This is a genomic window from Brevibacillus sp. NRS-1366, from assembly GCF_050467985.1.
This window is the reverse complement of the sequence record NZ_JBITPN010000053.1, coordinates 22,027-49,023: the sequence shown is the minus strand read 5'-3', so window position 1 is coordinate 49,023 and position 26,997 is coordinate 22,027. Positions and strand designations below refer to the sequence as shown.

The window sequence follows — 26,997 nt, the reverse complement described above, 5'->3', positions numbered from 1 at the left end:
AGCGTTCCTCCGATAAAAGAAATGAAAAGCAAAGAAAAAAGACCTTCCTCGCCAGGAAGGCCCTAGTATATGTTGCTCGCTGTTTCCTTTTCTTCTGTTTGATTTGTCAGGTACAAAGCATACTCCAACGGCCTGCGCACTGCCTCCAAGTAGCGCTTGTGCTGTCCCAGCTGTCGGAAAATCTCCCGTCCCGGCTTGGGGTTAATCTCGATGATCCACACCCTACCAAGAATATCGATCCCTAAGTCAAATCCGAATTCCATCATCTGCCCATAATGCTCTTCAATCCGTGACACTGTTTTGAGCGCCAACTCTTTGCATTCCAGTAGAATCCGCTCAGCTTGCTGCTGACCGAAATGATTGATTAAAAAAGCAGCCGCTGGCATGGCTGTTCCACCTCCGTGAAGATTGGAGGTTGATGAACGTCTGGGGCCAATGCGTATCCCCATGCCTGTCAGCCGCCAGGTGCCATTTCCGTCCTTTTGCACGAGGAGCCGCGCATCTACGGTTCTCTCCGGCACCAAAGACAACTGAAGTCCTTGCTGCAGAAAAAACTGCTCGTTCCCACTCTTCTCGTATACCATCCAATTCTCCAGCCTTTTGCACACTTCAGTCAGAGATGACAGCTTTTCACTGCTTTTTGCCTGCTGCTTGGTCCGACCGTGCAAAATGTACCCTGCACCTTGCCTTTCTACACGCAGGATACTGCGGCCTCCAGTACCGTTCGTTGGCTTGAGATAGACAATTAGATGGCGTCTCAGCATGGAGGACAAGGTTTCTTTGGAATAGGGAAGTGTTTCTGGCAACCATTTGCCCAGCTCGGGGTCCTCTACCAGAACCTGATGTACCCGAAATTTATTAGAGAAGCGGCTATTCGCATAACGAAACCAGGGCTGCTTGCGGAAAGGCAGATAAAGACTATGCTTGGCTAACGGATAATAGCGATAGCGGTCAATCACAATATCGGGCCAGTCATACCAGTCGCTAGTCCAGCCCTTTTCCAACGGGACAAAGCCTCTGATTTGGCGGATCGAATAACGGACATCCTGCGGGCTAAACAAGAAGACCTCAGCGCCCATTTTCAATCCTTCCTTTACCAGCCGGCGCAGAAAACCTGGTTCGACAAATCCCGTTTCTCCTCGGTAGGTTAGTATGCCAATCCGTTTCCTCACCGGGGGCAACACCCTCCTTTGTGTACAATCGCCCTCACTCCCTATCAGTCTATGGTCAAAACATAAAAAAGCGCCTTTGCCCTCGGTAGGCAAAAGCGCATTTTCATAGGTTAGCCTTGGTGTTTTTCCAAAAAGTGAAGTGCCGTGCGTCCCAACAGCTCCCCTGCAATCAGCATGGAATCTTCATCGATGTCAAAGCGCGGATGGTGATGCGGATATTTCACTAGTTTGTCCGGATTGCCTGCACCTACAAATAAATAGGCACCAGGAACCTTTTCCAAATAATAAGAAAAATCTTCCCCACCCATCAAAGGCTTCATTGGTTGAACTCTCTCTGCACCAAACGCAGCGATTGCCGCCTCTTGGGCAATTTTTGCTTCTTCTTCATTGTTAATCACAGCAGGATAACCGCGGTCATAATGGACAGAAGCGCTGCCTCCCAGCATAGCAGCCGTACCTTCGGCAATTTCGATCAAGCGTTGCTGCGCCCGGTCACGAACCTCTGGCAAAAATGTTCGAACCGTACCAGTGAGGCGGCAGCTATCCGCGATAATATTATTGTTGTCCCCGCCGTTAAAGGTTCCCACCGTTACGACTACGCTTGCCAATGGGCTTACATTGCGGCTGGCAATCGTCTGCAATCCACCCACGATTTGCGATCCGATCACGATGGAGTCAACTGTTTCTTCCGGTACAGCGCCGTGCCCGCCTTGTCCTTTAATCTCAATCACGAAGTCATCTGTGTTGGCCATGATCGGACCTGGGCTGATGAACACTTTGCCCACCGGCAGCATAGACCAGAGATGCACGCCGAATACAGCATCGACGCCATCTACTGCTCCATCCGCTGCCATCTGGATAGCACCGCCTGGGGATTCCTCCTCCGCGTGTTGGAACAAAAAGCGTATCTCACCTGCAAACTGATCGCGGCGTGGTGCGAGTACACTAGCTAGTCCCAGCAGTTGGGAGGTGTGTGCATCATGGCCGCAAGCGTGCATGACACCTGGGACCGTGGATTTATACGCGACCTCTTTTTGGTCTTGAATTGGCAAAGCATCAAAGTCCGCGCGAAGCGCAACTACCGCACCTGGACGGCTGCCTCGCAGAACTCCAACCACTCCGCGACCGCCTACGCCCGTACGTACTTCATCAAAGCCGAGACCAGTCAAGATTTCCGCAATCATTGCTGGTGTTTTCTCTTCCTGAAAAGAAAGTTCCGGATATTGATGCAGATGGCGTCGCCAGCTAATGATTTGTGGCTCCATCTCTGTTAAAAGCTCTTTTAATTGCTCTTGCAAAGACATGATTTTATCTCCTCCCGCGTGATGCACATTTCATTTTCCCTACACTTATCATAGCAGAAACGGGATTGAAATGGGGGGCTTTACTAATCGAGTGGCAGGAGTGTTCGTTTTCGATTCTCAAAAACAGCAATGGCTGCCAATCCTGCCCGCTTGAGCTGTGCACGCGCTTCCTCGAGATGCTGGCCTACCTGATCGGGAAAGTATGCGTTGGAGGAAGTGGTGATCGGTACTTCATGCTGGGCTAAGATTTCCAGCATTCGAAAGCTAGGGTGCATCTCCCGCATCGGATTGTCGTGATAGCATCCCGTATTGATCTCAGTCGCTACATTCCATCTCCTGAGGGCTCGTGCTACCCGCTGATAGTAAGGCAGCAGGGCTGTCTCATCAGGCCGGTAGCCGAACATTTTAATTGCATCAATATGTGCCACAACGTCAAACAGCCTGCTCTCGGCGGCCTGCTCCACCAAATCAAAGTACCGCCCGTACAGAACAGGCAGATCCATCTGTTCAAACCGTTTCACTGTTTCAGGATTTTGAAATCCCCAGCCTTGGACAAAGTGAATGGCACCGATACATATATCCCATGGGTACGCTTGGATGACTTTGGCAAGCGTCTCTTCCCCATCTGGAAAATAATCCAGCTCAATCCCCACCCTAAGCTCAACCCCATCATCTGACCAACGCTGCTTTTCTTCCTGTAAAAATTCCATATAAGCTGGCAATGAATCATTCGCTACCTGATCCAGCCAGCGCCGCTGCGCAAGGCCCAGCCGATCATCAGCGAGGTGTATATGTTGTTCGTAGAACGTCTTGTACTCTTCAAACCGATATAAATGCTGGGCGACACATACTACCTGCAGACCCTGCTGTTTGGCGCGAATCCGATATAAGTCAAGCCACTCCCTGGAATAGGGACCTTGCCTGAGACGTCTTGCGAGTTGCCCGACCAATTCGTATGCCCATTCCCGTCTGCCCCAAGCTTCTTCTTGGCCCAGCAACGGTCCCAGCGATTCTGCCAATTGATGTAACCACCGCAGCGAATACGGTCCTTCTTCTAGATGCACATGAAAATCAGCTCTCATCCCGATCCCCTCCTTGGGATTGTCCATCCCCTTTTCTCTATGTTTGTATGCTGGAAAAGTAGGACATATGTCGCAGGTCAAAATAAAGGAAACATCGCCACTAGCGTGGTATAATGGAAATTGGAATAAATAGGAATTTTCCCACAAAAAAGTTATAGAGGAAAAAAGGGGGAACTTGCCATGTTGTGGATGGTTTTAGGCGGCATCATTGCTTGTATTCTAGCACTCGCCTACGTAAGTAATTTGATGAAACAAAACCGCTATGGGCAGCCCGAGCAATTATCAGGAGCAAGTTCACCTGCACCAAACACAACGGCAGAGCCAGAAACAACGAACGTGAATCCATCCTTGGACAGACCCTGACAGGCGATGAAGGAATGGAGGAAATGGAGGAAATGGACAATGCACGACTATGAACCTCTGGTCAGAGGATGGCAAAAGACCAATGATGTAGCTAGTGATGCTCAAAGCCTTCTTTGCTTGCATGGCTGTGAGCATACCTTTTTTCACTCGAAACGTGTGGCTCATGAGGCTGCACGCTTGGCAAATGTTTTCGGTGTTGATCCGCAAGCTGCTATGACCGCAGGCTATTTGCATGACATCAGTGCGGTTTATCCGAATCAGGTGCGAATAGAGGTAGCGGAATCACTCGGAATCGAGATATTGCCGGAGGAGAAAGCCTTTCCGATGATCATCCACCAAAAAATCTCCAAGGCAATGGCGCGCGACCTTTTTTCAATAAAAGACTCTGCCATACTCTCTGCCATTGAATGTCACACCACCCTAAAAACAAATCCCTCTCGATTGGATCTCGTCTTATTCGTTGCAGACAAAATCGAATGGGACCAAACGGGCACACCTCCGTACGTACAGCAGCTCATACCTGAGTTGGAAAAATCTCTTGAACGCGCTGCCCATGTCTACCTTTCGCATTTATGGGAGCAGCGAGAGAAGCTACGCGTGGTACATCCTTGGTTGAGGGATGCCTATCTGGATCTTTCCAGAGGGACTTCATACGTAAGCGAGGGGGGAGAATGTATATGAATAACGTAGTCGATTATTACTCCTCTTTTTGGGAAAGAGAATGGACGCGTCTCGATCGAGAACCGCTTGAATTTAAAATCAATTGGCATTACATCCGGAAGTATCTTCCCGTTAGCGGATCAGTCCTGGATATCGGTGCTGGGCCAGGAAAATATTCGATAGAGCTCGCAAAGAACGGGTACATGGTGACCTTGGCTGACCTTACCCCCAGCCTCGTGGACCTTGCTCGACAAAAAGCAACGGAGCTTGGCCTCCTCCAACAATTTCATGGGTTTCATGTAGCCGACGCTCGTGATCTATCTCCCTTCCCTGATAAGGGGTTTGACGCGTGCCTCATGTTGGGCCCCTTGTATCATTTACAAACAGATGAAGATCGGACCTCTGCCGTACAGGAATTACACCGTGTCACAAAAAACGGTGGATTCGTATTTGCAGCCTTTCGGTCACGAACCAATCACATCATGTCATCTTTAGCAGCTCCCGAAAACTGGAAACCCCATGACACATTCGACGCCATTCATGATTTTTTCCAGACGGGCATCTTTAATCACAATGATAAAGGTCGTTTTACAGGCGCCTATTTTTATCACGTCGATGAAATCAAACCTTTTATGGAGTCATTCGGATTTCTAACTGTGCAGCTTATTGGTTCTACAAACATTGGGGCTACTTTGACACCAGATCAATGGCGTTATTGGCAGGATCGCGGCGAAGAAGAAAAAGTAACCGAATTACTAATCGAAACAGCCGCAGATCCGGCTTTGCTCGGAATGTCATCGCATTTGCTTTATATTGGAAAAAAGCAATAAGACCTCGGTTTTAGTCAAGCTGTAGTGGAAGAGAAGAAAACGGAGAAAACGCTCCAGATTCTTGGGCCCCCTGCTGGGAGTGTCACTGCGGAGAAGGCTCGGCGAATCAGCATAAAAAAGATAGCTCTTCCCTTAACCCAGATGGACTCAGGGAAAAAAGCTATCTTTTCTGGTCTTTCCTAAATAAAAGCTTAGACGCGATGCCCTTTTCGTTCGTACGTATAAAACGTATGCGGATAGCGGTTTTTCTCGTCTACAGTCCCTTCACGCTTGTCCACCAGCACATACGCCTCTCGATCCCACTCTGGGAAAAACGTATCGCCCTCCGTTTCCAGATCAATTTCTGTAATGTACAAGCGATCGACGACATCGAGAAACTGACGGTAAATTTCCGATCCGCCAAAAATGATCACGTCGCCCAAAGCCAGCACTTCTTCCTTGGTATGGACCACATCTACGCCTTCCGGGTGAAAGTCACGGCTTCGGGTCAAAACAACGTTACGCCGATTTGGTAGCGGCTTGCCGATCGACTCGAATGTTTTGCGCCCCATGACAATGGTTTTGCCCGTCGTCAGTTCTTTCACGTTCTTCAAATCAGCAGGAAGTTGCCAGGGCATGTCCCCGTCTTTACCAATTACTTGGTTACGCGCATAGGCCACGATGAGGCTGATCATACGGCCACCTCACCTTTGATGTGCGGGTGAGACTCGTACTCTACAATTTCGATGTCATCAAACGTGAAATCAAAAATGGACTTTACTTCGGGATTGAGCTTCAGCTTAGGCAAAGCCATTGGCTCGCGGCTCAATTGCAGCTTGACCTGCTCCAGATGATTGGTATACAGATGAGCATCTCCGATAGTATGGACAAAATCTCCTGCTTCAAGCCCTGTCACGTGTGCCATCATGTGAGTCAGCAGGGCATAGCTGGCGATGTTGAACGGTACGCCCAAAAACGTGTCTGCACTGCGCTGATACAATTGGCAAGAAAGCTTGCCACCTGCCACATAAAACTGAAACAAAAGATGGCACGGCGGTAAAGCCATCTTGTCCAGCTCTGCAGGATTCCACGCGCTTACAACCAAGCGGCGTGAATCTGGGTTACGCTTGATCTCATCGACAACCCACTGAATTTGGTCGACCGTTTTGCCGTCACGTCCAGCAAATGAACGCCATTGTTGCCCGTATACAGGACCCAAATCCCCGTTTTCATCTGCCCATTCGTTCCAGATCCGCACCCCATTTTCCTGGAGGTAACGGATATTGGTATCTCCTGACAAAAACCACAAGAGCTCATGAATGATCGATTTTGTGTGTAATTTCTTGGTTGTAACCAGAGGAAAGCCTTCACCCAAATCAAAACGCATTTGATGCCCAAAAATGCTGATCGTCCCCGTACCTGTCCGGTCTTCCTTTGTCACACCTTCATCCAAAATGCGCTGGCACAAGTCCAGATATTGTTTCATCCCAAACACTCCTTCCACCCATCTATACTAAACTAAACGACAGCAAAATTGAATGTCTGAAATCATGATATAATAAACAGGATACTTGCGGCATATGCACCGTATTTTTGAAAAGAAAGCAGGACTTTTGGATGGATGGGAAAATGACCTCGTCAAGCAAGCCAATATACAAACAAATCGCGGAGCTAATCGAGCAGAGGATTAGAAGTGGAGAGTTTGGGCCAGGCAGCTTTTTGCCATCAGAACGCTCCTTGGCCAAAGAGCTTCACGTCAACCGCTCGACCATTGTAGCCGCTTATGACGAATTGCAGGCAGCAGGTGTCGTTTTGCGAAAGCAAGGGAGCGGAACGGTTGTAAGTCGTGATATTTGGGGCTTGGCTCGTACGCGTGTCCCCAATTGGCGTCACCTCACCGAGACGGGCTCCTTTCGTCCCAACCTGCCCTTAATCCGAAAAATTCGCAAAGAAACACAGGAGCATGAGCTGATCGATCTGGCGAGCGGTGAGTTGTCGCCCGATCTGGTTCCTCATGAGTCAATCAAGCAATTGATGAAGGCAGATGACTTCCCCGCCCATTTGGGCTACGAGCATTCGCTTGGCAACTGGTCTCTGCGTGAAACGTTGAGCCGGCATATGAAGACCTGGAGAAACATTGGAGCACCCCCTACCTCGATTCTGGTTACCTCCGGCGCCCAGCAAGCACTTCACCTGGTCGTGCAGTGCTTGCTCAAACCCGGCGACGCTGTAGCTATCGAGGAGCCCTCGTATTGTTACTCACTGCCTCTCTTTCATTCAGCCGGCTTGCGTACGTTTTCACTGCCTATGGACCACGAAGGGATCGATCCTGATCAATTGGCAGAATTGCACCGAAAGCATCGAATCAAAATGGTATTTCTCAATCCGAACTTTCAAAATCCTACAGGTACCCTGCTGTCACTTGAGCGTCGCATGCGCCTGCTTGCCATTTCAGCCGAGAATGGGATTCCCATCATTGAGGACGATCCTTACAGCTTGACCGCCTTTTCTAATGAGCCTGTCCCAACCCTCAAGTCGCTCGATAAGCATGGTACGGTCCTCTATATTAGCTCGTTAACCAAGATTGTGGCATCGGGTCTGCGAATCGGCTGGATTGTCGGGCCACAAACCGTCATTGAGCGTTTGGCTGACGCCAAGCAGCAATTTGATTTTGGTCACAGTATCTTCCCGCAATGGTTGGCTGATCGATTCCTCCAATCGCCCGATTTTGCCACCCACATCAGCAGACTGCGCACACAGCTAGCCATTCGCTCCGACCAACTGTTCTTTTCCTTACAAGACCAGTTTCAGGATCAGGTAAAAATAATCAGTCCCGAGGGTGGCATTCATTTGTGGTGCAGTCTGTCAGGTGATTGGAGCGAACAACGCTTGCTTACAGAGTCGGTAAAACGGGGTGTCGTCTTCGTACCTGGTCACCTTTTCGGTGCCGAAAAAGGATGTGTTCGCTTTACGTTCGGGCGTGCCTTGCTGGAACAAATACCTGTGGCGATTTCCCGGTTCGCCGAGGCTTACACTACCAGTGGATGAGCAAAAAAACCTTGAAGTGGATGACCAATTTTTTCGATTGTCGGTATATGATCGAGGAAAAGAATCATATGCATCCTCGTATATATCTCGAAGGATGACAGTTACCCGCAGAAAGGACGATACGTTGTTATGCCTATTATGCCATTTATTATTGCCGTTTTCGTTCTGGTCCTCGTCGCTTTCGTGCTGACCTTTCGAATTGGACTGAATCCGGAAGAAGCTACTGAGCGAAGCTTTTTGCATCGGTCTAAGAACCTTCTGCTCATTTACGGCACGATTACCTTGATATTGTTGATCGCCCTGTCCGTTTATCTCTATAATCTTTAACCACAACAAAGACGCCGTCCCACAGGCATGAGACGGCGTCCAGATTATGGGGAGCGTCGGTTACCCCTTTTTTGTATTCATAAGGAATCTAAACACCCTTGCGTGCTACATTCGCTGCCTGTAATCCCCGTTGTCCATTCACAATTTCAAAGACGACCTGTTCTCCTTCTTCTAAATTCCGATAACCAGAACCAGTGATGGCAGAATAGTGAACGAATACGTCAGGACCCCCATCTCTCTCAATGAAGCCATACCCTTTTTCCTTGCTGAACCATTTTACTTTCCCTTGAATCATTGTGTTTCCTCCCTGTAATCAGTGCAGCTCTTACGCTTACCCCATCATATGCGGATGCGAAGAAAGTGGAGATACAGTAAAATAAAAAAACCACTATCGAGGTTTGCTCAAGGATGAGCGACCGCGTTTTAGCGGAATCTTTTACCGAAGTATATGCCGGATGCCGACGCTGAGGCACTTTGTTATGCGTACCGGAAGTGTTAAACACCGTGAAGTGCTTAACCCTTCCTAAACGGTAAAAAAGTCTGGCATATGGTCAAGAAAGGAGGAATGCATGGTGCGCAAAGCATTAATTCTTGTATGCGCCCTGCTGCTTACGGCCTGCTCGGAAATCTCTGAAGGGGTACAAACGGCTCAGCAGGCTGTAGAAACAGGAAAGCAGGCTATTGAAACAGGGAAACAAGTCGTAGAGGCAGGCAAGCAACTGGCCGAGTCCGAAGTCGCCGAGCAGTTGAAAACCTATCTGCAGCAAAAATACGAGTCCTCGGAGCAGTTGAGAAACGCGATGTTTAGCGGAGATGGCAAGCTTCTTGGCGAAGAGCTGCAAAAAACGGAACTCGCCAATTTCAGCTTTTACAAATCTGATTTGTTTGGCGTGGAATATACAGGCGAGCTCTCAGCAGACGGATCCTTTAAAGTAGTAAAACGTGATTTGAACAACCCGAATGCTGAGCCGACCGTCGTAAAAGAGTTCAAGGTCAGCTTGGATAACAGCGGCCAGGTTCAGGTAGAATAAGGATAACAACGAAAAGAAAGCCTGCGGATACGATAACGCAGGTTTTTTTACTTTGATTAAAAACTTTTTATTGATGCACTACAAAATTTTCTGTTTTTACTTATGGATTTTTATACATTTACATGATAATGTATAAAACGTTCATATTATTTTCATAAATATTAAAAACAACAAGAGGTGCTGCCGATGAATATGCTGCTTACGTCCATTATTGTGTACATGGCTGGAATGCTCTTAATCGGGTACTATGCTTACAAACGTACCTCCAATCTGACGGACTACATGCTGGGTGGTCGTTCCCTTGGTCCTACTGTCACTGCACTCAGCGCGGGTGCATCCGATATGAGCGGCTGGCTGATGATGGGGTTGCCCGGGGCGATGTTTGCACAAGGCTTAAGTGCATCCTGGATTGCCATTGGTCTTACTCTAGGCGCTTATGCGAACTGGCTCTATGTAGCTCCACGCTTGCGTACGTATACGGAGGTGGCCAACAACTCCATTACGATCCCAGCCTTTTTGGAAAATCGCTTCGGTGATGGTTCCCGTATGCTACGCCTTGTTTCCGCTCTTGTTATCATGATCTTCTTTACTTTCTACGTCTCGTCTGGTCTTGTCTCTGGTGGCGTATTGTTTGAAAACACGTTTCACATGAACTATCAGACAGGTCTGTGGGTCGTTGGCCTCGTTACCATCGCGTACACGCTGTTCGGAGGCTTTCTCGCTGTAAGCTGGACGGATGCGGTCCAGGGACTGATCATGGTAATTGCCCTGATCATGGTTCCCCTCGTAACCATCCTTACTACTGGTGGCATCGGATCGACATTCACCGAAATTCGCACGATTGATCCTTCTCTCCTCGATATTTTCAAAGGGACAAGCCTGATCGGCATCATCTCTCTGTTTGCCTGGGGTCTCGGTTATTTTGGACAGCCACACATTATTGTCCGTTTTATGGCTATCACTTCAACAAAAGAAATTAAAAAAGCACGCGGAATCGGCATGGGCTGGATGGTCTTTTCTGTTATCGGCGCGATGCTGACCGGTCTAGTGGGGATCGCCTTTTATTCCAAGCAAGGATGGACCCTCAGCGATCCGGAAACGATCTTCATACAATTAGGCACGATTCTGTTTCATCCATTGATTACAGGCTTTCTCTTGGCCGCCATTTTGGCAGCTATCATGAGCACGATCTCTTCCCAATTGCTCGTTACATCTAGCTCACTTACAGAAGACATCTTCAAAACCTTTCTCAACCGTTCAGCAACAGACAAAGAGCTGGTGACGGTCGGTCGACTCTCCGTACTGATCGTAGCTGTCATCGCCTTTTTGCTAGCTCTCAACAAAAATGACACGATCCTTGATCTCGTTGGCTATGCCTGGGCAGGATTCGGAGCTTCATTTGGGCCTGTCATCCTCTTGTCTCTCTACTGGAAGCGTATGAATAAATGGGGCGCGCTCGCGGGCATGATCGCCGGTGCACTTACCGTTATCATCTGGACCCGTTTTGACGTCTTGAAAGACTTCCTGTATGAGATGGTTCCTGGCTTCGCTATAAGCCTGCTCGCTATTGTGATTATCAGTAATCTGACGAGCAAGCCTTCCAAAGAAGTAGCTGCTCAGTTCGACAAGTACAAAAAGATTATGGAATAGTGAAAAGCCCCCTTTAATTGAGCGAACGCTCGTTAATAAAGGGGGCTTTTTTATCTCCGACATTTGCCCTCTGACGTAATCGATGGTGGGCATTTTTTGTTACGGGCTCGGATTTTCCAAAAGTGTTATAAGGACGAATAGATCCATAATGACGTAGAGACTATCCAAATTATGCTCACGAGGAGCACTCCGAGGAAGGGGGCAAGTGCTAAATGCGAGAGTAACAAGATGGCAAAATTGCTAGGGCTTTTTTTCTTCAACCATCAATTCGATCAGATCGAATGAAACCAATCACTAGTGCCAATCGTAAATAGGAAATATTGCTATGCTTCATGAGAGGGGGATAAATAGCTTGTATATCATGTCGGGCTTGATCATCGCCATCCCACTCTTGATTTTGGTTGCGCTCGGGATGGCATGCTATCAGTTTTTTATCAAGAAAAAGACTGTCGAACATTATTATACGCCGTTGGATCGCATCTTCGGACAGACCCCCATCGAATACCACGAAGAAAAGATCGAAAAGAAAGAATCAGAGGACGAAGAAGGCGACGACAAGGACAAACATATGAAGATGTTTCGTAAAAAGCCGTGATTCAGGAGGAGTACATAAATGAACGTCCAACTACAAGGTAAAAAAATAGTACTTCGTGATATCAGACCTGAGGATATTCCTGAAATTTACTATTGGAAATACGAGGCGGATGATCGCGAGCATCTAAACTGGAATGGCCCATACATGCCATTGGATTCGTACACGCTAGAGGAATATCGCAATCTCCCCCAATATGCTGAATCATTGGCATACGTCGGAACCAATTCCCCTCGAACAGAGCTGATCATCGAAATAGATGGGAAACTAAAAGGAAGCGTCGGTCGCTACTGGATTTCAGAAGAAACAAACTGGTGCGAAATCGGCATCGTCATTTACGACTCGCGATACTGGTCGAATGGATATGGCCGCGAAGCTTTTCAGATGTGGATCGATTATTTGTTTACCCACATGGATACTGTCCGTCTGGGGATTGGCACCTGGTCCGGAAATGAGCGCATGATGAGGCTGGCAGCTTATTGTGGAATGATTGAGGAAGCCCGTGTACGCAAGGCGAGAATTGTTCGTGGAGAGTACTACGACGCGATCAAGATGGGGATGTTGCGAGAAGAATGGGAAGCACATAAGGCTTAGGATTACACACCAAAAGATAACAGAAAAAGGAAGGGCCCTTCTTTGTAAACTACACTCGAAGAGGGCCCTTCCCAATTTTGTTTAGTCAAGCGACTGATTCTTAGGATAAGTCGTTTTCTTCGTTTCTTCTAGAACAGGAGGGACGGCAGAAATATCAATGATCTCAGGGGGCATGCTGAATTGATGACCGCACGCTGGGCAAAATTTTGTTTCTAGGGCAACCACTTTTCCACAGCTACAATCTTTTTCATTGTGAAGCTCCTTACTCTTGATTTGAAGCTGTTTCATTTCATTCTGAATCGTTACAATGTCATGGCAATATCCTTCTATTTCAGGGTTGGTCGATACTGGCTGATTACTTGCAAACATGGAAAATACAATTTCCCCTATTTTCGCTTGCTTTTCTTCCTGTAGTTTTAGCATTTCTTCCATTTGATTTTTAATGCGATTGATCTCGACCACCGTTTTTGCTTTTTGACCCGCATCAGTAACTCCCTGCTTTAATTTATCCAAGAAACTCATAGGAACCTCCTTATCTGTTCACAGGACGTTTGGGACCAATGGACAAATGCAGATTTCTTTTCCAGACGTATTTTTACAATTTTACCACTATACTTATTCGATTGTATTACTGACCATTACCGTAACATGCATGTTGACGAGCCAATTGCATAACGGAAAAAAAGAAGCTCTGTCACTGTATGGTTAACAGCGACAGAGCCGTGGTCTTTCCTGAAGTTCGTTACGGATACGGTCAATTGCTCTACGCAAGCTCTGCGGCTACCCGATTCATCTTGGCTTCCAGCTCACCCAGATCGACATTCATATTCAAAGCAGCAAAGACACCTGTGAAATATCCGTCGATTTGCTCGATCACGTGGGCACGCTCGCTTGCCGCCATTTCGTTGAATAGCGCTTGGAACTGCTGATCGAGCTGCTCACTACCGGTAGCAACATAAGCAGCTACCGGGTCTTGCAGCCGTTTCTCCAAGTCTTCACGCATTTTCACCTTGCCATCCTGCTCAAAAAAATCCTTTGTATTTTTAAACAAGGAAAGCGCTGGCTGGAATGCAGAAGGTACCACAGGCAGATCCTCTGCAAAGGAAAGCGTCTCTACTTGACGTGGCTGATACGGTGCCAGTGTCAGACTGGTTGCGTGGGTCTGAACATCCTTTTGCCATGCCTGCACCAGTGAAACTCCCTGCTTGTTAATGAACTTTTCCAGGCGCAGCGTTGTTGCGCGCAACTCCTGTACCAGGTCATAGCTAATGGAGCGCAGCAAGTCAGTCAGGCAGCCTTGCAGCGCTTGCTTCACATTACGCCCATCTTCCTTGAGAACAGCCGGATTGAACGCAAAATTATAAAGCTCAGCGAATCGGAAAAAGAGGCGCTGTTTTACGTAATAAACCAATTCCTCTCGCTCTTTTGCCAAATCTCGCTCCAGAGAGGTCGTTGACAGCGCTTCTACTGCTGAGAGGGCTGCCGTTTGTGCCGCAGTTGCCGCCTCCCGACGTGCGAGCCGCTCGCTTTCACCGGATTGGGCCATACGCATAAATTCGCCCAAGGTGTCGTATGCCCGGCGGATCTCACCCACAGCTGCGTTTACAGCGATCTGGGTCAGCTCCTCAATTGTGAAGCGGAGGAAATCTACTTCAAACGAAGCCATACCGGACAGCTTGAACGCCTCATCGGCAGCCATCAACGGTTCTCCTTCTGCCGTTTGGGTCCGTTGACGGTACACCTTTTCGGCGGAAGCCGCCAGCTTGCCTTTTTCGTGCATACGAGCAAGCAGTGCGGTCTGACTGGAAACCGGATAAATCCGTGGCAAACGAATTCCGCAGGTCAGCAGGTTTTTCTCCACGTGGGTAATAACCCCTTGCAGCTCTTCCTCTGATGCAGCCAAATCAGCCGCGTTGACAATAAAGAACATTTTGTCCATCTCAAACGTATCTTTTACGCGGCCCATTTGGAGCAAAAATTCCCGGTCAGCTTGGGCAAACGCGTGGTTGTAGTAGGTAACAAACAACACGGCATCAGCATTTTTCATATATTCAAAGGCAACACCCGTATGACGCGCATTAATGGAGTCTGCACCGGGCGTATCGACCAGAACAATCCCTTGATCGGTCAACGGGCAGGAGTAGAACAGCTCGATGTATTCGGCGAAGCAAGCTTTTTCTTCCTTGGCAACAAAGCCTTTAAAGGCCTGCATGTCTACGAGCAACTCACCGCCCAAATTCGTCCCCATCTCACCCAGACCTTTGGTGACGGCTTTGAGGAACGTATAGTGCGGCTTTGCCGTTGGCGGGATTTGGGCCACGTCAATTTTATCCAGCTCAGCCAATGCCCCTTCCAGCCCGCTCGCGGACAAACCGAATACAGCCAGAGAGCGAAGCACGTCCTGTTCTATCGCCTCTCTGCGCTTCAACACAACACGCACCGTTCCATGTGGATGCTTCTCATCTGGCGGCATGATCTTATTGATTGCAGCTGTCGTCGGATTCGGCGAGACTGGCAGTACCAGGTCTCCCATCAATGCATTGGCAAAAGAGGATTTCCCCGCACTAAACGCTCCAAACAATGCCACGGTAAAGCGATTGGCAGTAAGGCGATCTGCCCGATCCAACATAGCCTGCGCCTGCGCTTGCATACCTGGCACGGCAATGATTTCTTCACTTGTACGCCGCAAGCGCTCTGCTGCAGCCACTAGTTTGTCTCGTAGTTGATTCATGATTCTTGGTCTCCTTCACGCATAATCGCCTGCAAGCGTTCTTTGGCGGTCTTTTCGCTCGCTGCGAGGTCTGCCAGCTTGCCATGCACCTCTGCCAGTTCACGCAATGCCAAAAGACGCTCTTGTTGTACGGAACCTTCTGATTTGGCCTGCTCTTCCAAACGCTTTACTACCTGCTCGATGAAAGCAAGACCGGCACGTCTGTACTCCAGCTTGATGCCACCTGAAATATCGTTGCAGTAATTCATGACATATTCACGCGATTGCGCTCCATCCTTGATGTGCTTGGCGAGAAACTCGGAGGTAATCTCGATTTTGGTCGCATGGACAAGAGCATGATACTCTTCGTCCCGGATGTCATATACCTGTGGTTGTTTACCCATTAGTTCTTTGAAATGGAAGTCGAGGTTACCCGCCACTTTCTCCCGGAACTCGGCCAGCAGCGCTTCCTCGCGCCGCGCCCTCTCTTCTTCTGTCTTTTTGCCTGCGAACAAAAAGCCCAGCTTGAATCCTGGCTTACGGCTCTCCAGATAGCTTTGTGCTGCCTCGTTGGTGCTGTAATACGTGAGACGTGCATTGTCGAGCAACCTGCCCAGATCCATTTCCATCTGCTTACGCGCTTCGATGGAACGGCCTGCAAGCACGTTAGCCTGATTCTCCGCTTCTCTCAAAGCAGATGCCACGGCTTCTGCACTCCGACTCTCTACACCGTCGACCTCGAGGCTGTCCAGCCTGTTCTCCAAGTCCTGGCGGCTGTTTGCTTGACCCGTTTTCAAAAACTGAATGTGCTCGTCAATCAGATGCTCTGCGGCACTGCGGACACTCTTTGCAACCAATTCCTCACGATCCGTGATTAGTTGGTTGAGTTTTTTTTGCAGCTCATCGTACTGATTCTCCAGATGGTCCGGTTCAGCGAGGGACGTGTAGTAAATACCGTCGGGCTTGATATTCCACGTAGCAAATGCTTCTTCTACGCTTTCCTTGTAGCTTTCAAAGTCGAGCTCAAAATCCAGATGCTTGTCGATCATGTTCACGACCAAATAAACCGGTTTTTCCCGGTCTTTCAACGTTTTCGTAAAGTTGAAATTTTCTTCTGCCTGCACGTGGTTGTAATCCATCATGTAGATGACGACATCAGCCAGATGAAGTGCCGATTCTGTCGCGATTTTGTGTGCCGCATCCGTGGAGTCGATACCCGGTGTATCCAGCAAGCTCGAAAACTCATCTAAAAATGTACCCGGATAGGAGACTTCCACCGATTCCACCGTATCCCCATCCACAGCAAACTGCTTCAGCTTCTCCATTTCTGTGTCGGGGTCAAACGTAATCACGCCGCTCCCAGTCGTATACACGCGCGCCGCTTTTTCGCCACCGCGAATCTTGACTACATTGGCGCTTGTCGGGATCGGATTGGACGGCAGGAGACTCACACCCAGAAGCGTGTTGATCATCGTCGACTTCCCTGCGGAAAAGTGTCCACAAAAGGCAATATTCAGTTCAGAGCGCTTCGTTTTTTCGGCCAACTGCAATAGCTTGGCAGGCGTTGTCTTGTCCCCTTGTTTTTGCATCAAATCGGCCAATTGTTCCCATGTATGTGCAAGCCGGGAAAAATCCGTCTCCCGTATCAATACCTGACTATTCAGCACTTCTATTCCACCCTCTCCATCATCCTGCTCTCTCTACTACTCTCTATTCTACCATGCCGAATGTATCATACCTTATAGGGTTGTTCAATTCTTTGTACGAAAGTTTATCAATGGAACTTTCATCCGCATAATTTTCCTCCCATCTGGAAAAAATCGCACTAACATGATATTCGATTAGCATCTTGAACGGGAGGGACTTACATAGCACAAACGTTCGCATATATACACAAAAAAGAAGCCGATTCATCTCCCTCTTGCTCCACTGAAGAGGGGAGTCTTCTCGGTAAAGTATGATAAAAAAAGGACAGCCCATTCGTTTCTCTCTCGAATCGAGCATGCCCCACTTCCTGTTTAGTTGTCAGCCAACAAGTCGGCAAACGCCTTGGCATAGGCAGGCAGGTCTGGAGGACGCCTAGAACCTATGATATGCCCGTCTACCACCACTTCTTCATCAACCCAGACAGCACCTGCATTTTCAATATCATCCTTGATCCCGGGAGTAGAAGTCGTTGTCACGCCTTGCAAAATTTTTGCGGAAGCGAGTACCCACCCCGCGTGGCAAATATGTCCGATTGGCTTTTTCGCCTCGTGCATTGCAGCTACAAATGAAAGTACCTCGGAATAGCGGCGAAGCTTGTCTGGTGCCCATCCTCCCGGAACCAAAACCCCAGCATAATCGGCTGGGTTTACTTCTGCCATTCCCTTGTCTGATTCGCACGGGACACCGTATTTGCCTATGTAGACATGATTTGCTTTTGGCCCAACCAGATGGACGACGGCACCTTCCTCGCGAAGTCTCAAAACCGGGTACCACAGCTCCAAATCTTCAAATTCATTCTCAACAAAGCAAACTACCTGTTTTCCTACAAGTCTCACCGTATCCGCCTCCTTTATTCTCTCTTATTGTAGCAGGTGCCTGTATAAATAACAGCCTACGCACTGAGGATCTCGCATCCAAATAAAAAAGTGAGAAACAGGTCTACTCACTGTTTCCCACCTTATAACGAAAACCATATGTATTGTGGTGCTGATGGTGCCGGTAGAGGGACTTGAACCCCCACGGTTTCCCTCACGATTTTGAGTCGCGCGTGTTATTGTAACACAAGTGGAAACTAAGTCAAATAAGAGGAATCTAAAACCCGCCAAAAGCCTTGTAAAATCAAGGTTTTTCGCGGGTTTTTTCAAGCTCCGTAAGGATTCCCGGCGACTACCCAAAATGAAGCCATTTTTGGACGTTGGGAAGAACTTGGAAAGAACGATAACAGAACAGTCCGCTCCCTACCATTGACAAATATTTGGAGCAAACGCTCCATGGAGGGTGTTGTATATGTCAAACACAACGGTAATCACCATCGCCAATCAAAAAGGCGGTACTGGCAAAACCACCACTGCCTACAAACTGGCTTACGCCTTATCTAATGAAGGAAAAAAAGTATTGCTTGTTAATTTTGACCCGCAAGGCAATTTAACCATGTGCTTTGGTATCGAAAGACCGGATCAACTCGAATGCGGTCAACGCACCGTACGCGCATTTCCCACTATGACAATTCGTGGACGAGCTATCGTTTTTCGTACAATCTTAACTGGTCGCCGTTATTTCCCCACTACATGTTAGGACATCGAGTTTCTGGGCCAATAAATCGGCAACGTCTGAAAGCTGCTTGTTCACATCACCTTTGGAATTCGCCATAGTGTACTTATAGCCTCTCGATGCGGCCACAAATTCTGCGAATCCACCCGGTCTAACAACACCAATTAATTAATGGAAACTTACCGAAAGATACTGGCTAGCAATACGTGCTTCCCAGTCAACAGAAACAGACATGTTTCCACGCCGATTCTAGATGCCAGCATCAAACCGGCTAACCCGGCCCCATTATAACTTGTTTATCACGCTCCCGTGTCTCAACCTATCGGAGCATTATAAAGTCCCAATATTGCTTCATGAATCGTGATTTACCGTATTTTTTCGGGTACTTAGCCATCCTTGAAGTATGAAAAGCAAACAAGTTCCCAATATCAGTAACGTAGAAACGGCAGAAATGGTTGGATTTGTCTCTGATCGAATCCCATCCCACATTGCTTTAGGAAGGGTTACATTGGAAATTCCTCCTACAAATATGGTTACGATAACTTCATCTAGCGAGGTAATAAAAGCAAATAGCGCTCCACTTAACATACCTGGTTTAATAATAGGAAGTATTACCTTAAAGAATACTCCTATAGGCGTTGATCCCAAACCCATAGCTGCTAATTCATAATTCTTGTCTACCCCTTTTAAACTGGATGATACTGTAACGAAAACAATCGGTAATGCTAGTAAAGTGTGAGCTAAAACCAATCCAAACACACTACCGATTATGTGAGTAGTTGAAAACACTCGGTACAATGCAATTCCAACAACAACTGCAGGGACAATCATTGGTAGAATCATTAGTGCAGAAACTAATTTTTTGCCTTTAAACTCCAACTTTGTTACTGCTAAGGCTGCCATCGTCCCCAACACAACAGATAAAGCAGTTGTCAAAATACCCACCTGAAAACTACGGATGGCTGCTTCGACCCATACTGAATCTTCAAAAATCTTCTCATACCATTTTAAAGAAAAGCCTGGTGGTGGAAAAATAATGTAGTTGGCGGAACTAAGTGACAATGGGACCACAATTAGTATAGGTGCAATAATAAAAAACAATATGATTCCACCTACAATATATAACCACATCTTATTTCACCTCTTTTACATTTGAATATTTAGCTAATAGTAGGTAAGACAATCCTGTAAGCAACAAGGTGACCACGAGAAGAACAATAGCAATGGCAGATCCAAAATTCCAATTTAACAGATCACTCACTTGTGTTTTAATCAAAGAAGAAATCATTACGTCGTTAGTTCCACCTAATAGGGAAGGAGTAACGAAATAACCAATACTTAAAACAAATACAAGTAAAGAGCCTGACAATATCCCTGTTAAAGAAAGCGGGAAATAAACATTCCAAAATGCACGGATAGGGTGTGCTCCTAGTCCTTCAGCTGCTAATACCAAATTCCGATCTATTCCTTTAATAACGGAATACAAGCTAAGAACCATATATGGCAGTAATACATGCGTCATCCCTATCATAACCCCTGTAGTATTATAGATCAGTCGAATTGGCTCATCTATTAATCCGATAGAGATGAGTATATTATTGATAACACCGGATGTTTGTAACAGAAAGGTCCACGCATAAGTCCGAACAAGCGTACTTATCCATAGAGGGATGGTAACCGCAGCGAACATCCATTTGCGCCATTTATCAGATTCAATTTTGGTGAGAAGATATGCGAGAGGATAACCTAGAACTAATGAAATCAGTGTTACCATCAAAGCAATTTTCATCGTAATTAACATGACATCCCAGTAAACTGGTTGTTCGAAAAAGCGGATAAAATACTCTAAAGTAAAACCGTTATCATTAAATAAACTCAAACGAAAAATTTCCAACATGGAGTAAATAAATAGAAAACATATATATAATAATGGGATTGCAAGAAGTAACCATTTAATCCCTGGGACCGCTACAAGAGTGGAAACAGAAGGTGCCCTAAGTGGCAACCTTCTCTCATTAATTATTTCTTCTTTCAACATACGAGCTCAACTCCCTATTCACTTAATTAGCCATTTCTGGAATCGTTCATTAACCTCATCAAAGTTTTTATCCCACCACTCGAAATTAATAAGGACTTTGTTATTAAAATTCTTCTCATGCTTTTTTTCCTTACTGATAAGATCTAATGACTTCGTATTAACAGGTAAATGAGGCATTATCTCAATAAACTTCGCTTGCTGGTCAGGCTCTGTTGCAAATGCAATAAATTTCATTGCAAGCTCTTTATTTTTGGATCCTTTTGGAACTACCCAAGAATCACTCATCAAATTAGACTGATTATACTGAATGCCTATTGGTGCTCCCTCTTTAACCTTAGGTGCTAAGGTACCATTCCACCCGCTAGACATCGAGACCTCATTGCCTACTAATAAAAGTAGTGGTTGGGTACCTTGGGACCACCAAACGTTCACGTGATCCCTAATCTTGTCAAGGCTTTTAAATGCTCGATTAATATCCAGTGGATAGAGTTCTTCAGGTTTAACTCCATCCGCAAGCAGAGCTTGTTCCATTACACCAACAGGATTTTTTTGTAATGATCGCTTCCCAGGAAACTTTTCTGCATCCCAAAAATCAACCCAATTCTTAGGTGGATTATCTTTAAATTTGGAACTATATGCTATAGGCACATCATATAAGAATGAGCCAATGCCGTATTCATGTATAAGCTCAGGCATAATATCCTCTTTACTTATCACACTGTAATCGAGGGGTTCTAATAATCCTTCTCTTGATCCGCGATACACAAAATCCGTATCAACATCAACTACATCCCATTCCACATTACCTGATTCAACCATCGATTTTAACTTCCCATAATTCACAGGAGCGACTTCGCGAACTTTTACGTTATATTTTTTTTCAAAAGGTTTATAAAATGCTTCGCGTTTTGCATCTGTTGTAGGTCCTCCCCAACCTACAATCACAAGTTCAGAAGATTCACTGTTTGATTTTTGATTTTCATTATCTTGCGTATTCATGTTGCCACATGCTACAGAGATGATTGAAGATACCAATAAAATAATGAGAAGTAGAGATTTTTTTAACATATTTCCCCTCTTTTCTATTTTTTCTCTGGATACTAAGCAACACTTTCCTTATTTTTTGAAGTTTCTGGGATTAAGGTAATATCTTCTTTAGTGCAACCCAACCTGATAGAACGATTAGCTTTGATTTCTGAGGCATACGAGGTTGGGACTTTGATATCAAGCTCTGTCCCAAATGAAGTTTTTACTTTTGCTTTAATCGAATCCCCTACATAAATTACTTCTTCGACTTTTGTTTCGAAATAATTGTCGTAATTTTCTTTATTTGTCGTGATGTGCATATTTTCAGGTCTTATTGCAATTAATACCTTTTGATTAACCCAATTTGTTCGACTATCATGAGCTGGAATTTTAACCTTTATTTTTAAATTGTCATTAACATGAACATCGACATATTCATTACTTCCAGACCGTACCTCTCCCTCAATTAAATTTGTTTCTCCGATAAATTCAGCTACAAATTGACTGTTGGGATACTTATACAGATTTTCTGGTGTGTCAATTTGTGCAATTCTTCCATGATTCATCACACAAATTCTGTCTGACATTGTGAGCGCTTCTTCCTGATCATGTGTAACACAAATCGTTGTTATCCCAATTTTCTCTTGAATATGCTTAAGTTCTATTTGCATTTTTTGACGTAGGTTTTTATCAAGAGCAGCCAGAGGTTCATCTAACAATAGCAGTGGTGGGTCAAATACGATCGCTCGTGCAAGTGCAACACGCTGTTGCTGGCCACCACTTAACTGATGGGGGTAACGTGCACCAAATCTCTCCAAATCCACTAATCGTAAAATATGTTCTACTTTTTCCTTAATCACTGCTTTCGATATTTTTCTCAGTTTTAGCGGGTAGGAAACATTTTCAAATACGGTCATATGCGGAAACAAGGCATAGTTTTGAAATACCATACCTATATTGCGTTCATAGGCTTTCATTTTCGTCACATCTTTTCCATTGATCAAGATATGTCCGTTGCTCGTTTCCTCAAAACCCGCAATAAGTTTTAATAACGAAGTTTTACCAGATCCACTTGGCCCAAGGATGGTGAAAAACTCTCCACTTTTTACAGATAAACTAATATTGTCGACAGCTAAAAAATCTTTATAATATTTAGCTACATGTTTTATTTCTAAATTCGCACTTACTAACATTTATTAAAACCCCCCTTATACATCTCAATAAAAATAATTGCTTTCTCTCAGTCTCTCGTTAATTTTGAGGGAAGGAGCTTTCTAGAGCTGGCGTGCCCACGCGACCACTGCATTAACAACTGCCTGTGGCTGCTCAGGAATTAGAGCGTGGCTCGCATTGGGAATCACGACAACAGACACCCTTTCACCTAATTCATCTTTGAGCTCATTGCTCTTATCTCGTGGCTTAAATGGGTCGTGAGCCGCCTGGAGATCCAAAAGTGGACCATTTCCTGCCGACCACCATTCCTCCTGCTTCATCACCATTTCTGCATGAAGTTGGCTCTCACAAACTTCTTTGTACCAGCCTGTCAACCATATTGACGGATCATTACCCGGCGCAAAAAAGGTAACCTTAAGGTATTTCAATCGTTCAGTCTCCGGAAGAGACATGTCCGCACACTTATTCACGTATTCGTTGAGCTCCGGCGGATAATTTTTAGCGCCAGCAGCAGCGATAACCACGCCACGTACAAGATTGGGAAAATTGACAGCCGTCATCCGTGCGATCCAATTGCCGTAGGCGTGGCCCACAATGATCGCCCCACCACTGCCTTGACTTTCAATCACGCAAGCGACATCTCGGGCAAAGTCATGAAGAGTCAGCTCTTTCTTCGGTCCACTACTACGATCTATGCCGCGAGGCTGTGGCCGTAGTACGCGGAAACCCTTTGAAGCAATGCCGGCTGCGACTTCATCAAAATCCTCGGATCCGCGACCAAAAGAAGGCAACATCACGATCAACGGCCCCTTGCCATCTACGATCACATCGATTTGCACGTCTTCATATTTTACAAGTTCTCGCTTAGGTTCCTCTTGATGTACTTTATTAATCTCTATTTGTTCACTTGACATAATTTCCTCCTCTAGCCTAAAGCCTCCACTTTTATTATTGCCTACAGCGACTACTTAACCTTCCGCATAATCAATTCGAAAGCCCTTTCATTTTCCTGAGTATTTCGTATATTCACTTTACTCAATCAGCCATTTTTCAAATGTTTCGTTGACCTTGTCAAAATTTTGATCCCACCAGTCGTAATTCACAATTACCTTCGTTTTTAAAGTTTCATCCGTCAAACCAAGTCTTTCCTTATCGCTTTGATCTAAAAGATCCAAAGCCTTTGTATTTGTTGGTGAATCATCAATTAATTTACAAAAGTTTGCCTGCTGCTCGGCAGCGGTTGCAAAGGCAATAAACTTCATTGCAAGTTCTTTATTTTTGCTCCCTTTTGGAACAACCCAAGAATCTCCCAATACAATTGACTGATTATATTCCAAATCTATTGGAGCTCCATCTTTTTTCTGTTGAGATACCCGCCCATTCCAAGCTGATGCCAAAGCCGCGTCCTTACCGGTTAACATCAATACTGGTTGGTCACCTTGAGACCACCAAACTGAAATGTTTTTTTTAATTTTATCTAGCCTAGTAAATGCACGATTAATATCAAGCGGATAAAGTTCTTCCTTCCTCACTCCATCTGCAAGCAAAGCCTGTTCCATTAGTGCCACTGGATATTTCCATAATGTACGTTTACCAGGAAACTTTTCAGTATCCCAAAACTCAGACCAGGTTCTTGGATGATTTTCTTTTGAGTATACGTTCGTACTATAGGCAATAGGTACATCGTATAAATATGCTCCTATACCGTATTCATGGGCGAATTGGGGGATAATTCCGTCTTTACTTATCACGTTGTAATCGAGTGGCTCTAACAAACCTTCTCGTGCTCCACGATAGACAAAGTCCGTATCTACATCTACAACATCCCACTCAACATTTCCAGATTGAACCATTGCCTTGAATTGCCCATAATTCGTAGGAGTAACTTCTTTGATTTTCACATTATATTTTTCTTCAAAGGGTTTATAAATTGATTTCATTTTGGCCGTAGAGTTCTGGCCACCATAGCCCACTACTACGAGTTGAGAAACTTCACTATTAACCCCCGTATTTCCATTTTGCTCATTGCTGCCACAAGCAACTGCAATGATCATTAATGTAAAGAAAATGCTTGCCAAAATTACTTTTTTCAGCATATCTTTCCCTCTCTCGTGTTTATATTAGTTATTTTGCTACATTTTAATGGATACTACAAACTTTTAAAACGTTTTTTAAAAAACATCTCATCACCTCCCTACCAATTTCTATCCACTAAACACTTCCAATCCACCAACTCACTGTGAAAATAGAAAAGACCTAGTAATCAGCAAACAAATTATGAACTCGAGTTCATAACCTACATACTGAATACTAGGTCTAATTGTTAACATAAGAAGAGGTTTTCTTCTTACAGCAAAAAAACCCTGACATATTTAATTATTGATTGATCCTTTAATATTACGTGCTTTTTATTAGATTAAAATTTTTCGAATGTAAAGTCAATATCAAATTTTCAGTTATCAGTTAGATGCTGTCTGTGAAACATTTTCATAGCAAACTTCTCCATTTACTATAGTCATCTCCACCTCTGTTTCCTTGATTTCCTCAGCACAAAAACTCATAAAATTTCTTGGCAAAACAATAAGATCACCGTACTTACCAATTTCCAGGGTCCCAATTTCATTTTCGCTAAACGAGGCATAGGCCCCATGTACAGTATACATCTTTAATGCTTCAAATAAAGAAAGGCTTTGTTCAGGCACAATTGTTTCTCCTGTATGCGTTTTACGTGTCATTGCTGCATAAATACCCAGGAATGGGGAACCCGACACAACTGGACAATCAGAACTTCCAGCTGGTTTTAATCCTGAATTTATGAACGAGTAAAGAGGACAGTAATCGTTGATTACTTCTGGCTTTAGTACACGTTTGTAGACATTGCCATGCTGATGATACATTGCGGGTTGCGGAACGGGAATCACTCCCAATTTTTTCATTCGCTCAATGATACCAGGATGGCTCAGTTTACAATGTTCTATGCGATGCCGATGATCTTCCCGAGGATATATAGCTAACGCTTTTTCATAGGCGTTCAGTACTTGTTCAATGGCCCTGTCCCCTATCGCGTGGATGGCAACTTGAAAGCCTTGCATATGAGCTTGAAGTACTTTTTGTTCCAATTCTTCGTCCGAATACATTAGCATGCCGTAACCTTTTATCGGTTCTTCATATTCTTCACGTACGGCTGCCGTACCCCCAGAAAGGGTACCATCAGCGAACATTTTAACAGCTCCGATTTTAAATTGTTCCGTTCCAAATCCAGTCAGTAACTGTGTGGCTAGGAGTTCCGAATAGAAGGTGTCCATCACCATACCATACACACGAATTTTCAGTTGATTGTTTAAAATTAATTCTTGGAAAGCGCGAAATTCCTTCAATGAACCCGTGATTAATCCCATTCCTGCTTCGTGGACTGAAGTGACACCTTGCTTAATATAGTAGTCATCAGCACGAGAAATTGCTTGTTTAATTTGCTCTACTGTATAAGGAGGAATCACCCTCTGCACGAGTTCCATTGCATTCTCCTTCAACACACCAGATGCTTTTCCACTATGATCTCTCAAAATTTCTCCACCAACAGGCTCCACCGTTTGCTCATCTACTCCAGCCAAAGCTAGTGCCCGATCGTTTACCACCGCGGTGTGATAGCAGTAACGAGTGATATAAATTGGATTAAGAATATGGTTAAAATCTGAAGCTTGAGGTAATCGCTTCTCTACCAGTCGAGACTCGTCCAATCCACAGCCAATAATCCACTCATGAGGTTCTAAATTAGCTGCTCGCTTTTCTATCTCTTCTACAAGATCAGCGATAGATAATTGATCACATTGAAGATTTATTAGATTGTTTCCGAGACTAAACATATGCTGATGGGCATCAATAAAGCCGGGGAGGACCGTTTTTCCTTGTAAATCAATTACTTTTGTCTTACCACCGATAAAAGGTTTCATCTCTTCTATGTTACCAAGTCCCACAATTCGTCTGTTTTTGATTAGAATTGCTGAATACTGTCTATTATTTTCATCCATACTAACAATTTGTCCATTATACAAAGCGATATCTGCAAACATTCCTATCCCACCTCAGTCAATTAACTTTTATTTTCACTATAAAAATATGTTTTTATTACAACACACTAGCGTTGCATTAATCTTTCCAAA

At 45.4% G+C, this 26,997-nt stretch carries 27 protein-coding genes; 10 read left to right on the top strand and 17 right to left on the bottom strand.

What is annotated here, in order from left to right:
• Nucleotides 1–62: 62 nt before the first annotated feature.
• The 3 genes from ACIFQN_RS30850 to ACIFQN_RS30840 form a co-directional block, all read right to left on the bottom strand.
• Nucleotides 63–1,172 carry a YheC/YheD family protein gene (locus tag ACIFQN_RS30850; protein ID WP_429836878.1) on the bottom strand — a complete coding sequence of 370 codons (1,110 nt, stop codon included), beginning with the start codon at nucleotides 1,170–1,172 and terminating at the stop codon, nucleotides 63–65.
• Between the two features lie 110 nt (nucleotides 1,173–1,282).
• The gene (locus ACIFQN_RS30845) at nucleotides 1,283–2,476 is read right to left on the bottom strand and encodes a M20 metallopeptidase family protein (protein ID WP_429836877.1); all 1,194 of its coding nucleotides are present in this window, start codon (nucleotides 2,474–2,476) and stop codon (nucleotides 1,283–1,285) included.
• An 83-nt stretch (nucleotides 2,477–2,559) separates the two neighbouring features.
• Nucleotides 2,560–3,558, bottom strand: a complete 999-nt coding sequence (locus ACIFQN_RS30840; RefSeq protein ID WP_429836876.1) for a histidinol phosphate phosphatase domain-containing protein — start codon at nucleotides 3,556–3,558, stop codon at nucleotides 2,560–2,562.
• 180 nt (nucleotides 3,559–3,738) lie between these two features.
• Here ACIFQN_RS30840 and ACIFQN_RS30835 point away from each other — a divergent pair, with 180 nt between their 5' ends.
• From ACIFQN_RS30835 to ACIFQN_RS30825, 3 genes are read left to right on the top strand one after another with little or no spacing between them, the layout of a single operon-like run.
• A complete protein-coding gene (locus tag ACIFQN_RS30835) occupies nucleotides 3,739–3,921 on the top strand; it encodes a hypothetical protein (protein WP_429836875.1) in 183 nt (60 codons plus the stop codon).
• A 39-nt stretch (nucleotides 3,922–3,960) separates the two neighbouring features.
• Nucleotides 3,961–4,602, top strand: a complete 642-nt coding sequence (yqeK, locus tag ACIFQN_RS30830; protein ID WP_429836874.1) for a bis(5'-nucleosyl)-tetraphosphatase (symmetrical) YqeK — start codon at nucleotides 3,961–3,963, stop codon at nucleotides 4,600–4,602.
• Nucleotides 4,599–5,411 (top strand): class I SAM-dependent methyltransferase, encoded by an 813-nt coding sequence (locus tag ACIFQN_RS30825; protein WP_429836873.1) that lies wholly within the window; start codon nucleotides 4,599–4,601, stop codon nucleotides 5,409–5,411. The genes yqeK and ACIFQN_RS30825 overlap by 4 nt, the downstream gene beginning before the upstream one ends.
• Nucleotides 5,412–5,602: 191 nt before the next feature.
• Here the strand turns inward: ACIFQN_RS30825 and ACIFQN_RS30820 are convergent, their stop codons facing one another.
• Together ACIFQN_RS30820 and ACIFQN_RS30815 are read right to left on the bottom strand one after the other, a co-directional pair.
• Complete coding sequence (locus ACIFQN_RS30820) at nucleotides 5,603–6,085, bottom strand: dihydrofolate reductase (RefSeq protein WP_429836872.1); 483 nt, start codon at nucleotides 6,083–6,085, stop codon at nucleotides 5,603–5,605.
• Nucleotides 6,082–6,876 (bottom strand): thymidylate synthase, encoded by a 795-nt coding sequence (locus ACIFQN_RS30815; protein ID WP_429836871.1) that lies wholly within the window; start codon nucleotides 6,874–6,876, stop codon nucleotides 6,082–6,084. Before ACIFQN_RS30815 ends, ACIFQN_RS30820 begins: the two co-directional genes overlap by 4 nt.
• 131 nt (nucleotides 6,877–7,007) lie before the next feature.
• Between ACIFQN_RS30815 and ACIFQN_RS30810 the strand changes: the two genes are divergently transcribed.
• A complete protein-coding gene (locus tag ACIFQN_RS30810) occupies nucleotides 7,008–8,438 on the top strand; it encodes a PLP-dependent aminotransferase family protein (RefSeq protein ID WP_429836870.1) in 1,431 nt (476 codons plus the stop codon).
• A 129-nt stretch (nucleotides 8,439–8,567) separates the two neighbouring features.
• Nucleotides 8,568–8,765 carry a hypothetical protein gene (locus tag ACIFQN_RS30805; RefSeq protein ID WP_429836869.1) on the top strand — a complete coding sequence of 66 codons (198 nt, stop codon included), beginning with the start codon at nucleotides 8,568–8,570 and terminating at the stop codon, nucleotides 8,763–8,765.
• An 88-nt stretch (nucleotides 8,766–8,853) separates the two neighbouring features.
• Here the strand turns inward: ACIFQN_RS30805 and ACIFQN_RS30800 are convergent, their stop codons facing one another.
• Nucleotides 8,854–9,060: a cold-shock protein gene (locus ACIFQN_RS30800; RefSeq protein WP_429836868.1), complete on the bottom strand. Its 207-nt coding sequence runs from the start codon at nucleotides 9,058–9,060 to the stop codon at nucleotides 8,854–8,856.
• A 274-nt stretch (nucleotides 9,061–9,334) separates the two neighbouring features.
• On the opposite strand from ACIFQN_RS30800, the gene ACIFQN_RS30795 reads away from it, so the two are divergent.
• The 4 genes from ACIFQN_RS30795 (at nucleotide 9,335) to ACIFQN_RS30780 (ending at nucleotide 12,632) form a co-directional block, all read left to right on the top strand.
• The gene (locus tag ACIFQN_RS30795) at nucleotides 9,335–9,796 is read left to right on the top strand and encodes a hypothetical protein (protein WP_429836867.1); all 462 of its coding nucleotides are present in this window, start codon (nucleotides 9,335–9,337) and stop codon (nucleotides 9,794–9,796) included.
• Nucleotides 9,797–9,982: 186 nt separating this feature from the next.
• Entirely contained in the window at nucleotides 9,983–11,446 is a 1,464-nt protein-coding gene (gene putP / locus ACIFQN_RS30790; RefSeq protein ID WP_429836866.1) for a sodium/proline symporter PutP, read from the top strand.
• Between the two features lie 361 nt (nucleotides 11,447–11,807).
• Nucleotides 11,808–12,041: a DUF3951 domain-containing protein gene (locus ACIFQN_RS30785; RefSeq protein ID WP_429836959.1), complete on the top strand. Its 234-nt coding sequence runs from the start codon at nucleotides 11,808–11,810 to the stop codon at nucleotides 12,039–12,041.
• An 18-nt stretch (nucleotides 12,042–12,059) separates the two neighbouring features.
• Entirely contained in the window at nucleotides 12,060–12,632 is a 573-nt protein-coding gene (locus tag ACIFQN_RS30780; RefSeq protein WP_429836865.1) for a GNAT family N-acetyltransferase, read from the top strand.
• A gap of 81 nt (nucleotides 12,633–12,713) precedes the next feature.
• Here ACIFQN_RS30780 and ACIFQN_RS30775 read toward each other — a convergent pair whose 3' ends face one another.
• The 4 genes from ACIFQN_RS30775 to ACIFQN_RS30760 form a co-directional block, all read right to left on the bottom strand.
• Nucleotides 12,714–13,145 (bottom strand): hypothetical protein, encoded by a 432-nt coding sequence (locus ACIFQN_RS30775; RefSeq protein WP_429836864.1) that lies wholly within the window; start codon nucleotides 13,143–13,145, stop codon nucleotides 12,714–12,716.
• A gap of 250 nt (nucleotides 13,146–13,395) precedes the next feature.
• Nucleotides 13,396–15,363, bottom strand: coding sequence for a dynamin family protein (locus ACIFQN_RS30770; protein WP_429836863.1), 1,968 nt, complete (start codon nucleotides 15,361–15,363; stop codon nucleotides 13,396–13,398).
• On the bottom strand, nucleotides 15,360–17,009 hold the full coding sequence (locus ACIFQN_RS30765) for a dynamin family protein (RefSeq protein WP_429836862.1): 1,650 nt from the start codon (nucleotides 17,007–17,009) through the stop codon (nucleotides 15,360–15,362). Before ACIFQN_RS30765 ends, ACIFQN_RS30770 begins: the two co-directional genes overlap by 4 nt.
• Before the next feature lie 351 nt (nucleotides 17,010–17,360).
• Nucleotides 17,361–17,885, bottom strand: a complete 525-nt coding sequence (locus ACIFQN_RS30760; RefSeq protein ID WP_429836861.1) for a type 1 glutamine amidotransferase domain-containing protein — start codon at nucleotides 17,883–17,885, stop codon at nucleotides 17,361–17,363.
• Between the two features lie 451 nt (nucleotides 17,886–18,336).
• Between ACIFQN_RS30760 and ACIFQN_RS30755 the strand changes: the two genes are divergently transcribed.
• The gene (locus ACIFQN_RS30755) at nucleotides 18,337–18,624 is read left to right on the top strand and encodes a ParA family protein (RefSeq protein ID WP_429836860.1); all 288 of its coding nucleotides are present in this window, start codon (nucleotides 18,337–18,339) and stop codon (nucleotides 18,622–18,624) included.
• 327 nt (nucleotides 18,625–18,951) lie between these two features.
• Here the strand turns inward: ACIFQN_RS30755 and ACIFQN_RS30750 are convergent, their stop codons facing one another.
• The 7 genes from ACIFQN_RS30750 to ACIFQN_RS30720 all read right to left on the bottom strand — a co-directional run bounded on the left by ACIFQN_RS30750 (nucleotide 18,952) and on the right by ACIFQN_RS30720 (nucleotide 26,907).
• Complete coding sequence (locus ACIFQN_RS30750; protein ID WP_429836859.1) at nucleotides 18,952–19,731, bottom strand: ABC transporter permease; 780 nt, start codon at nucleotides 19,729–19,731, stop codon at nucleotides 18,952–18,954.
• A gap of 1 nt (nucleotide 19,732) precedes the next feature.
• On the bottom strand, nucleotides 19,733–20,638 hold the full coding sequence (locus tag ACIFQN_RS30745) for an ABC transporter permease (protein WP_429836858.1): 906 nt from the start codon (nucleotides 20,636–20,638) through the stop codon (nucleotides 19,733–19,735).
• An 18-nt stretch (nucleotides 20,639–20,656) separates the two neighbouring features.
• Complete coding sequence (locus ACIFQN_RS30740) at nucleotides 20,657–21,706, bottom strand: ABC transporter substrate-binding protein (RefSeq protein ID WP_429836857.1); 1,050 nt, start codon at nucleotides 21,704–21,706, stop codon at nucleotides 20,657–20,659.
• Between the two features lie 32 nt (nucleotides 21,707–21,738).
• Nucleotides 21,739–22,857 (bottom strand): ABC transporter ATP-binding protein, encoded by a 1,119-nt coding sequence (locus tag ACIFQN_RS30735; RefSeq protein ID WP_429836856.1) that lies wholly within the window; start codon nucleotides 22,855–22,857, stop codon nucleotides 21,739–21,741.
• 81 nt (nucleotides 22,858–22,938) lie between these two features.
• Nucleotides 22,939–23,751, bottom strand: coding sequence for an alpha/beta fold hydrolase (locus ACIFQN_RS30730; RefSeq protein ID WP_429836855.1), 813 nt, complete (start codon nucleotides 23,749–23,751; stop codon nucleotides 22,939–22,941).
• A 117-nt stretch (nucleotides 23,752–23,868) separates the two neighbouring features.
• Nucleotides 23,869–24,933, bottom strand: a complete 1,065-nt coding sequence (locus ACIFQN_RS30725; protein WP_429836854.1) for an ABC transporter substrate-binding protein — start codon at nucleotides 24,931–24,933, stop codon at nucleotides 23,869–23,871.
• A 363-nt stretch (nucleotides 24,934–25,296) separates the two neighbouring features.
• Entirely contained in the window at nucleotides 25,297–26,907 is a 1,611-nt protein-coding gene (locus tag ACIFQN_RS30720) for an amidohydrolase (RefSeq protein WP_429836853.1), read from the bottom strand.
• Between the last annotated feature and the right edge of the window lie 90 nt (nucleotides 26,908–26,997).

Excerpts from the sequence above, each read along its gene's own strand:
- ACIFQN_RS30845 (WP_429836877.1), bottom strand. The coding sequence starts at position 2,476 with ATGTCTTTGCAAGAGCAATTAAAAGAGCTTTTAACAGAGATGGAGCCA.
- ACIFQN_RS30840 (WP_429836876.1), bottom strand. The coding sequence starts at position 3,558 with ATGAGAGCTGATTTTCATGTGCATCTAGAAGAAGGACCGTATTCGCTG.
- ACIFQN_RS30835 (WP_429836875.1), top strand. The coding sequence starts at position 3,739 with ATGTTGTGGATGGTTTTAGGCGGCATCATTGCTTGTATTCTAGCACTC.
- yqeK (WP_429836874.1), top strand. The coding sequence starts at position 3,961 with ATGCACGACTATGAACCTCTGGTCAGAGGATGGCAAAAGACCAATGAT.
- ACIFQN_RS30825 (WP_429836873.1), top strand. The coding sequence starts at position 4,599 with ATGAATAACGTAGTCGATTATTACTCCTCTTTTTGGGAAAGAGAATGG.
- ACIFQN_RS30820 (WP_429836872.1), bottom strand. The coding sequence starts at position 6,085 with ATGATCAGCCTCATCGTGGCCTATGCGCGTAACCAAGTAATTGGTAAA.
- ACIFQN_RS30815 (WP_429836871.1), bottom strand. The coding sequence starts at position 6,876 with ATGAAACAATATCTGGACTTGTGCCAGCGCATTTTGGATGAAGGTGTG.
- ACIFQN_RS30810 (WP_429836870.1), top strand. The coding sequence starts at position 7,008 with ATGGATGGGAAAATGACCTCGTCAAGCAAGCCAATATACAAACAAATC.
- ACIFQN_RS30805 (WP_429836869.1), top strand. The coding sequence starts at position 8,568 with ATGCCTATTATGCCATTTATTATTGCCGTTTTCGTTCTGGTCCTCGTC.
- ACIFQN_RS30800 (WP_429836868.1), bottom strand. The coding sequence starts at position 9,060 with ATGATTCAAGGGAAAGTAAAATGGTTCAGCAAGGAAAAAGGGTATGGC.
- ACIFQN_RS30795 (WP_429836867.1), top strand. The coding sequence starts at position 9,335 with ATGGTGCGCAAAGCATTAATTCTTGTATGCGCCCTGCTGCTTACGGCC.
- putP (WP_429836866.1), top strand. The coding sequence starts at position 9,983 with ATGAATATGCTGCTTACGTCCATTATTGTGTACATGGCTGGAATGCTC.
- ACIFQN_RS30785 (WP_429836959.1), top strand. The coding sequence starts at position 11,808 with ATGTCGGGCTTGATCATCGCCATCCCACTCTTGATTTTGGTTGCGCTC.
- ACIFQN_RS30780 (WP_429836865.1), top strand. The coding sequence starts at position 12,060 with ATGAACGTCCAACTACAAGGTAAAAAAATAGTACTTCGTGATATCAGA.
- ACIFQN_RS30770 (WP_429836863.1), bottom strand. The coding sequence starts at position 15,363 with ATGAATCAACTACGAGACAAACTAGTGGCTGCAGCAGAGCGCTTGCGG.
- ACIFQN_RS30755 (WP_429836860.1), top strand. The coding sequence starts at position 18,337 with ATGTCAAACACAACGGTAATCACCATCGCCAATCAAAAAGGCGGTACT.
- ACIFQN_RS30750 (WP_429836859.1), bottom strand. The coding sequence starts at position 19,731 with ATGTGGTTATATATTGTAGGTGGAATCATATTGTTTTTTATTATTGCA.
- ACIFQN_RS30745 (WP_429836858.1), bottom strand. The coding sequence starts at position 20,638 with ATGTTGAAAGAAGAAATAATTAATGAGAGAAGGTTGCCACTTAGGGCA.
- ACIFQN_RS30740 (WP_429836857.1), bottom strand. The coding sequence starts at position 21,706 with ATGTTAAAAAAATCTCTACTTCTCATTATTTTATTGGTATCTTCAATC.
- ACIFQN_RS30735 (WP_429836856.1), bottom strand. The coding sequence starts at position 22,857 with ATGTTAGTAAGTGCGAATTTAGAAATAAAACATGTAGCTAAATATTAT.
- ACIFQN_RS30730 (WP_429836855.1), bottom strand. The coding sequence starts at position 23,751 with ATGTCAAGTGAACAAATAGAGATTAATAAAGTACATCAAGAGGAACCT.
- ACIFQN_RS30725 (WP_429836854.1), bottom strand. The coding sequence starts at position 24,933 with ATGCTGAAAAAAGTAATTTTGGCAAGCATTTTCTTTACATTAATGATC.
- ACIFQN_RS30720 (WP_429836853.1), bottom strand. The coding sequence starts at position 26,907 with ATGTTTGCAGATATCGCTTTGTATAATGGACAAATTGTTAGTATGGAT.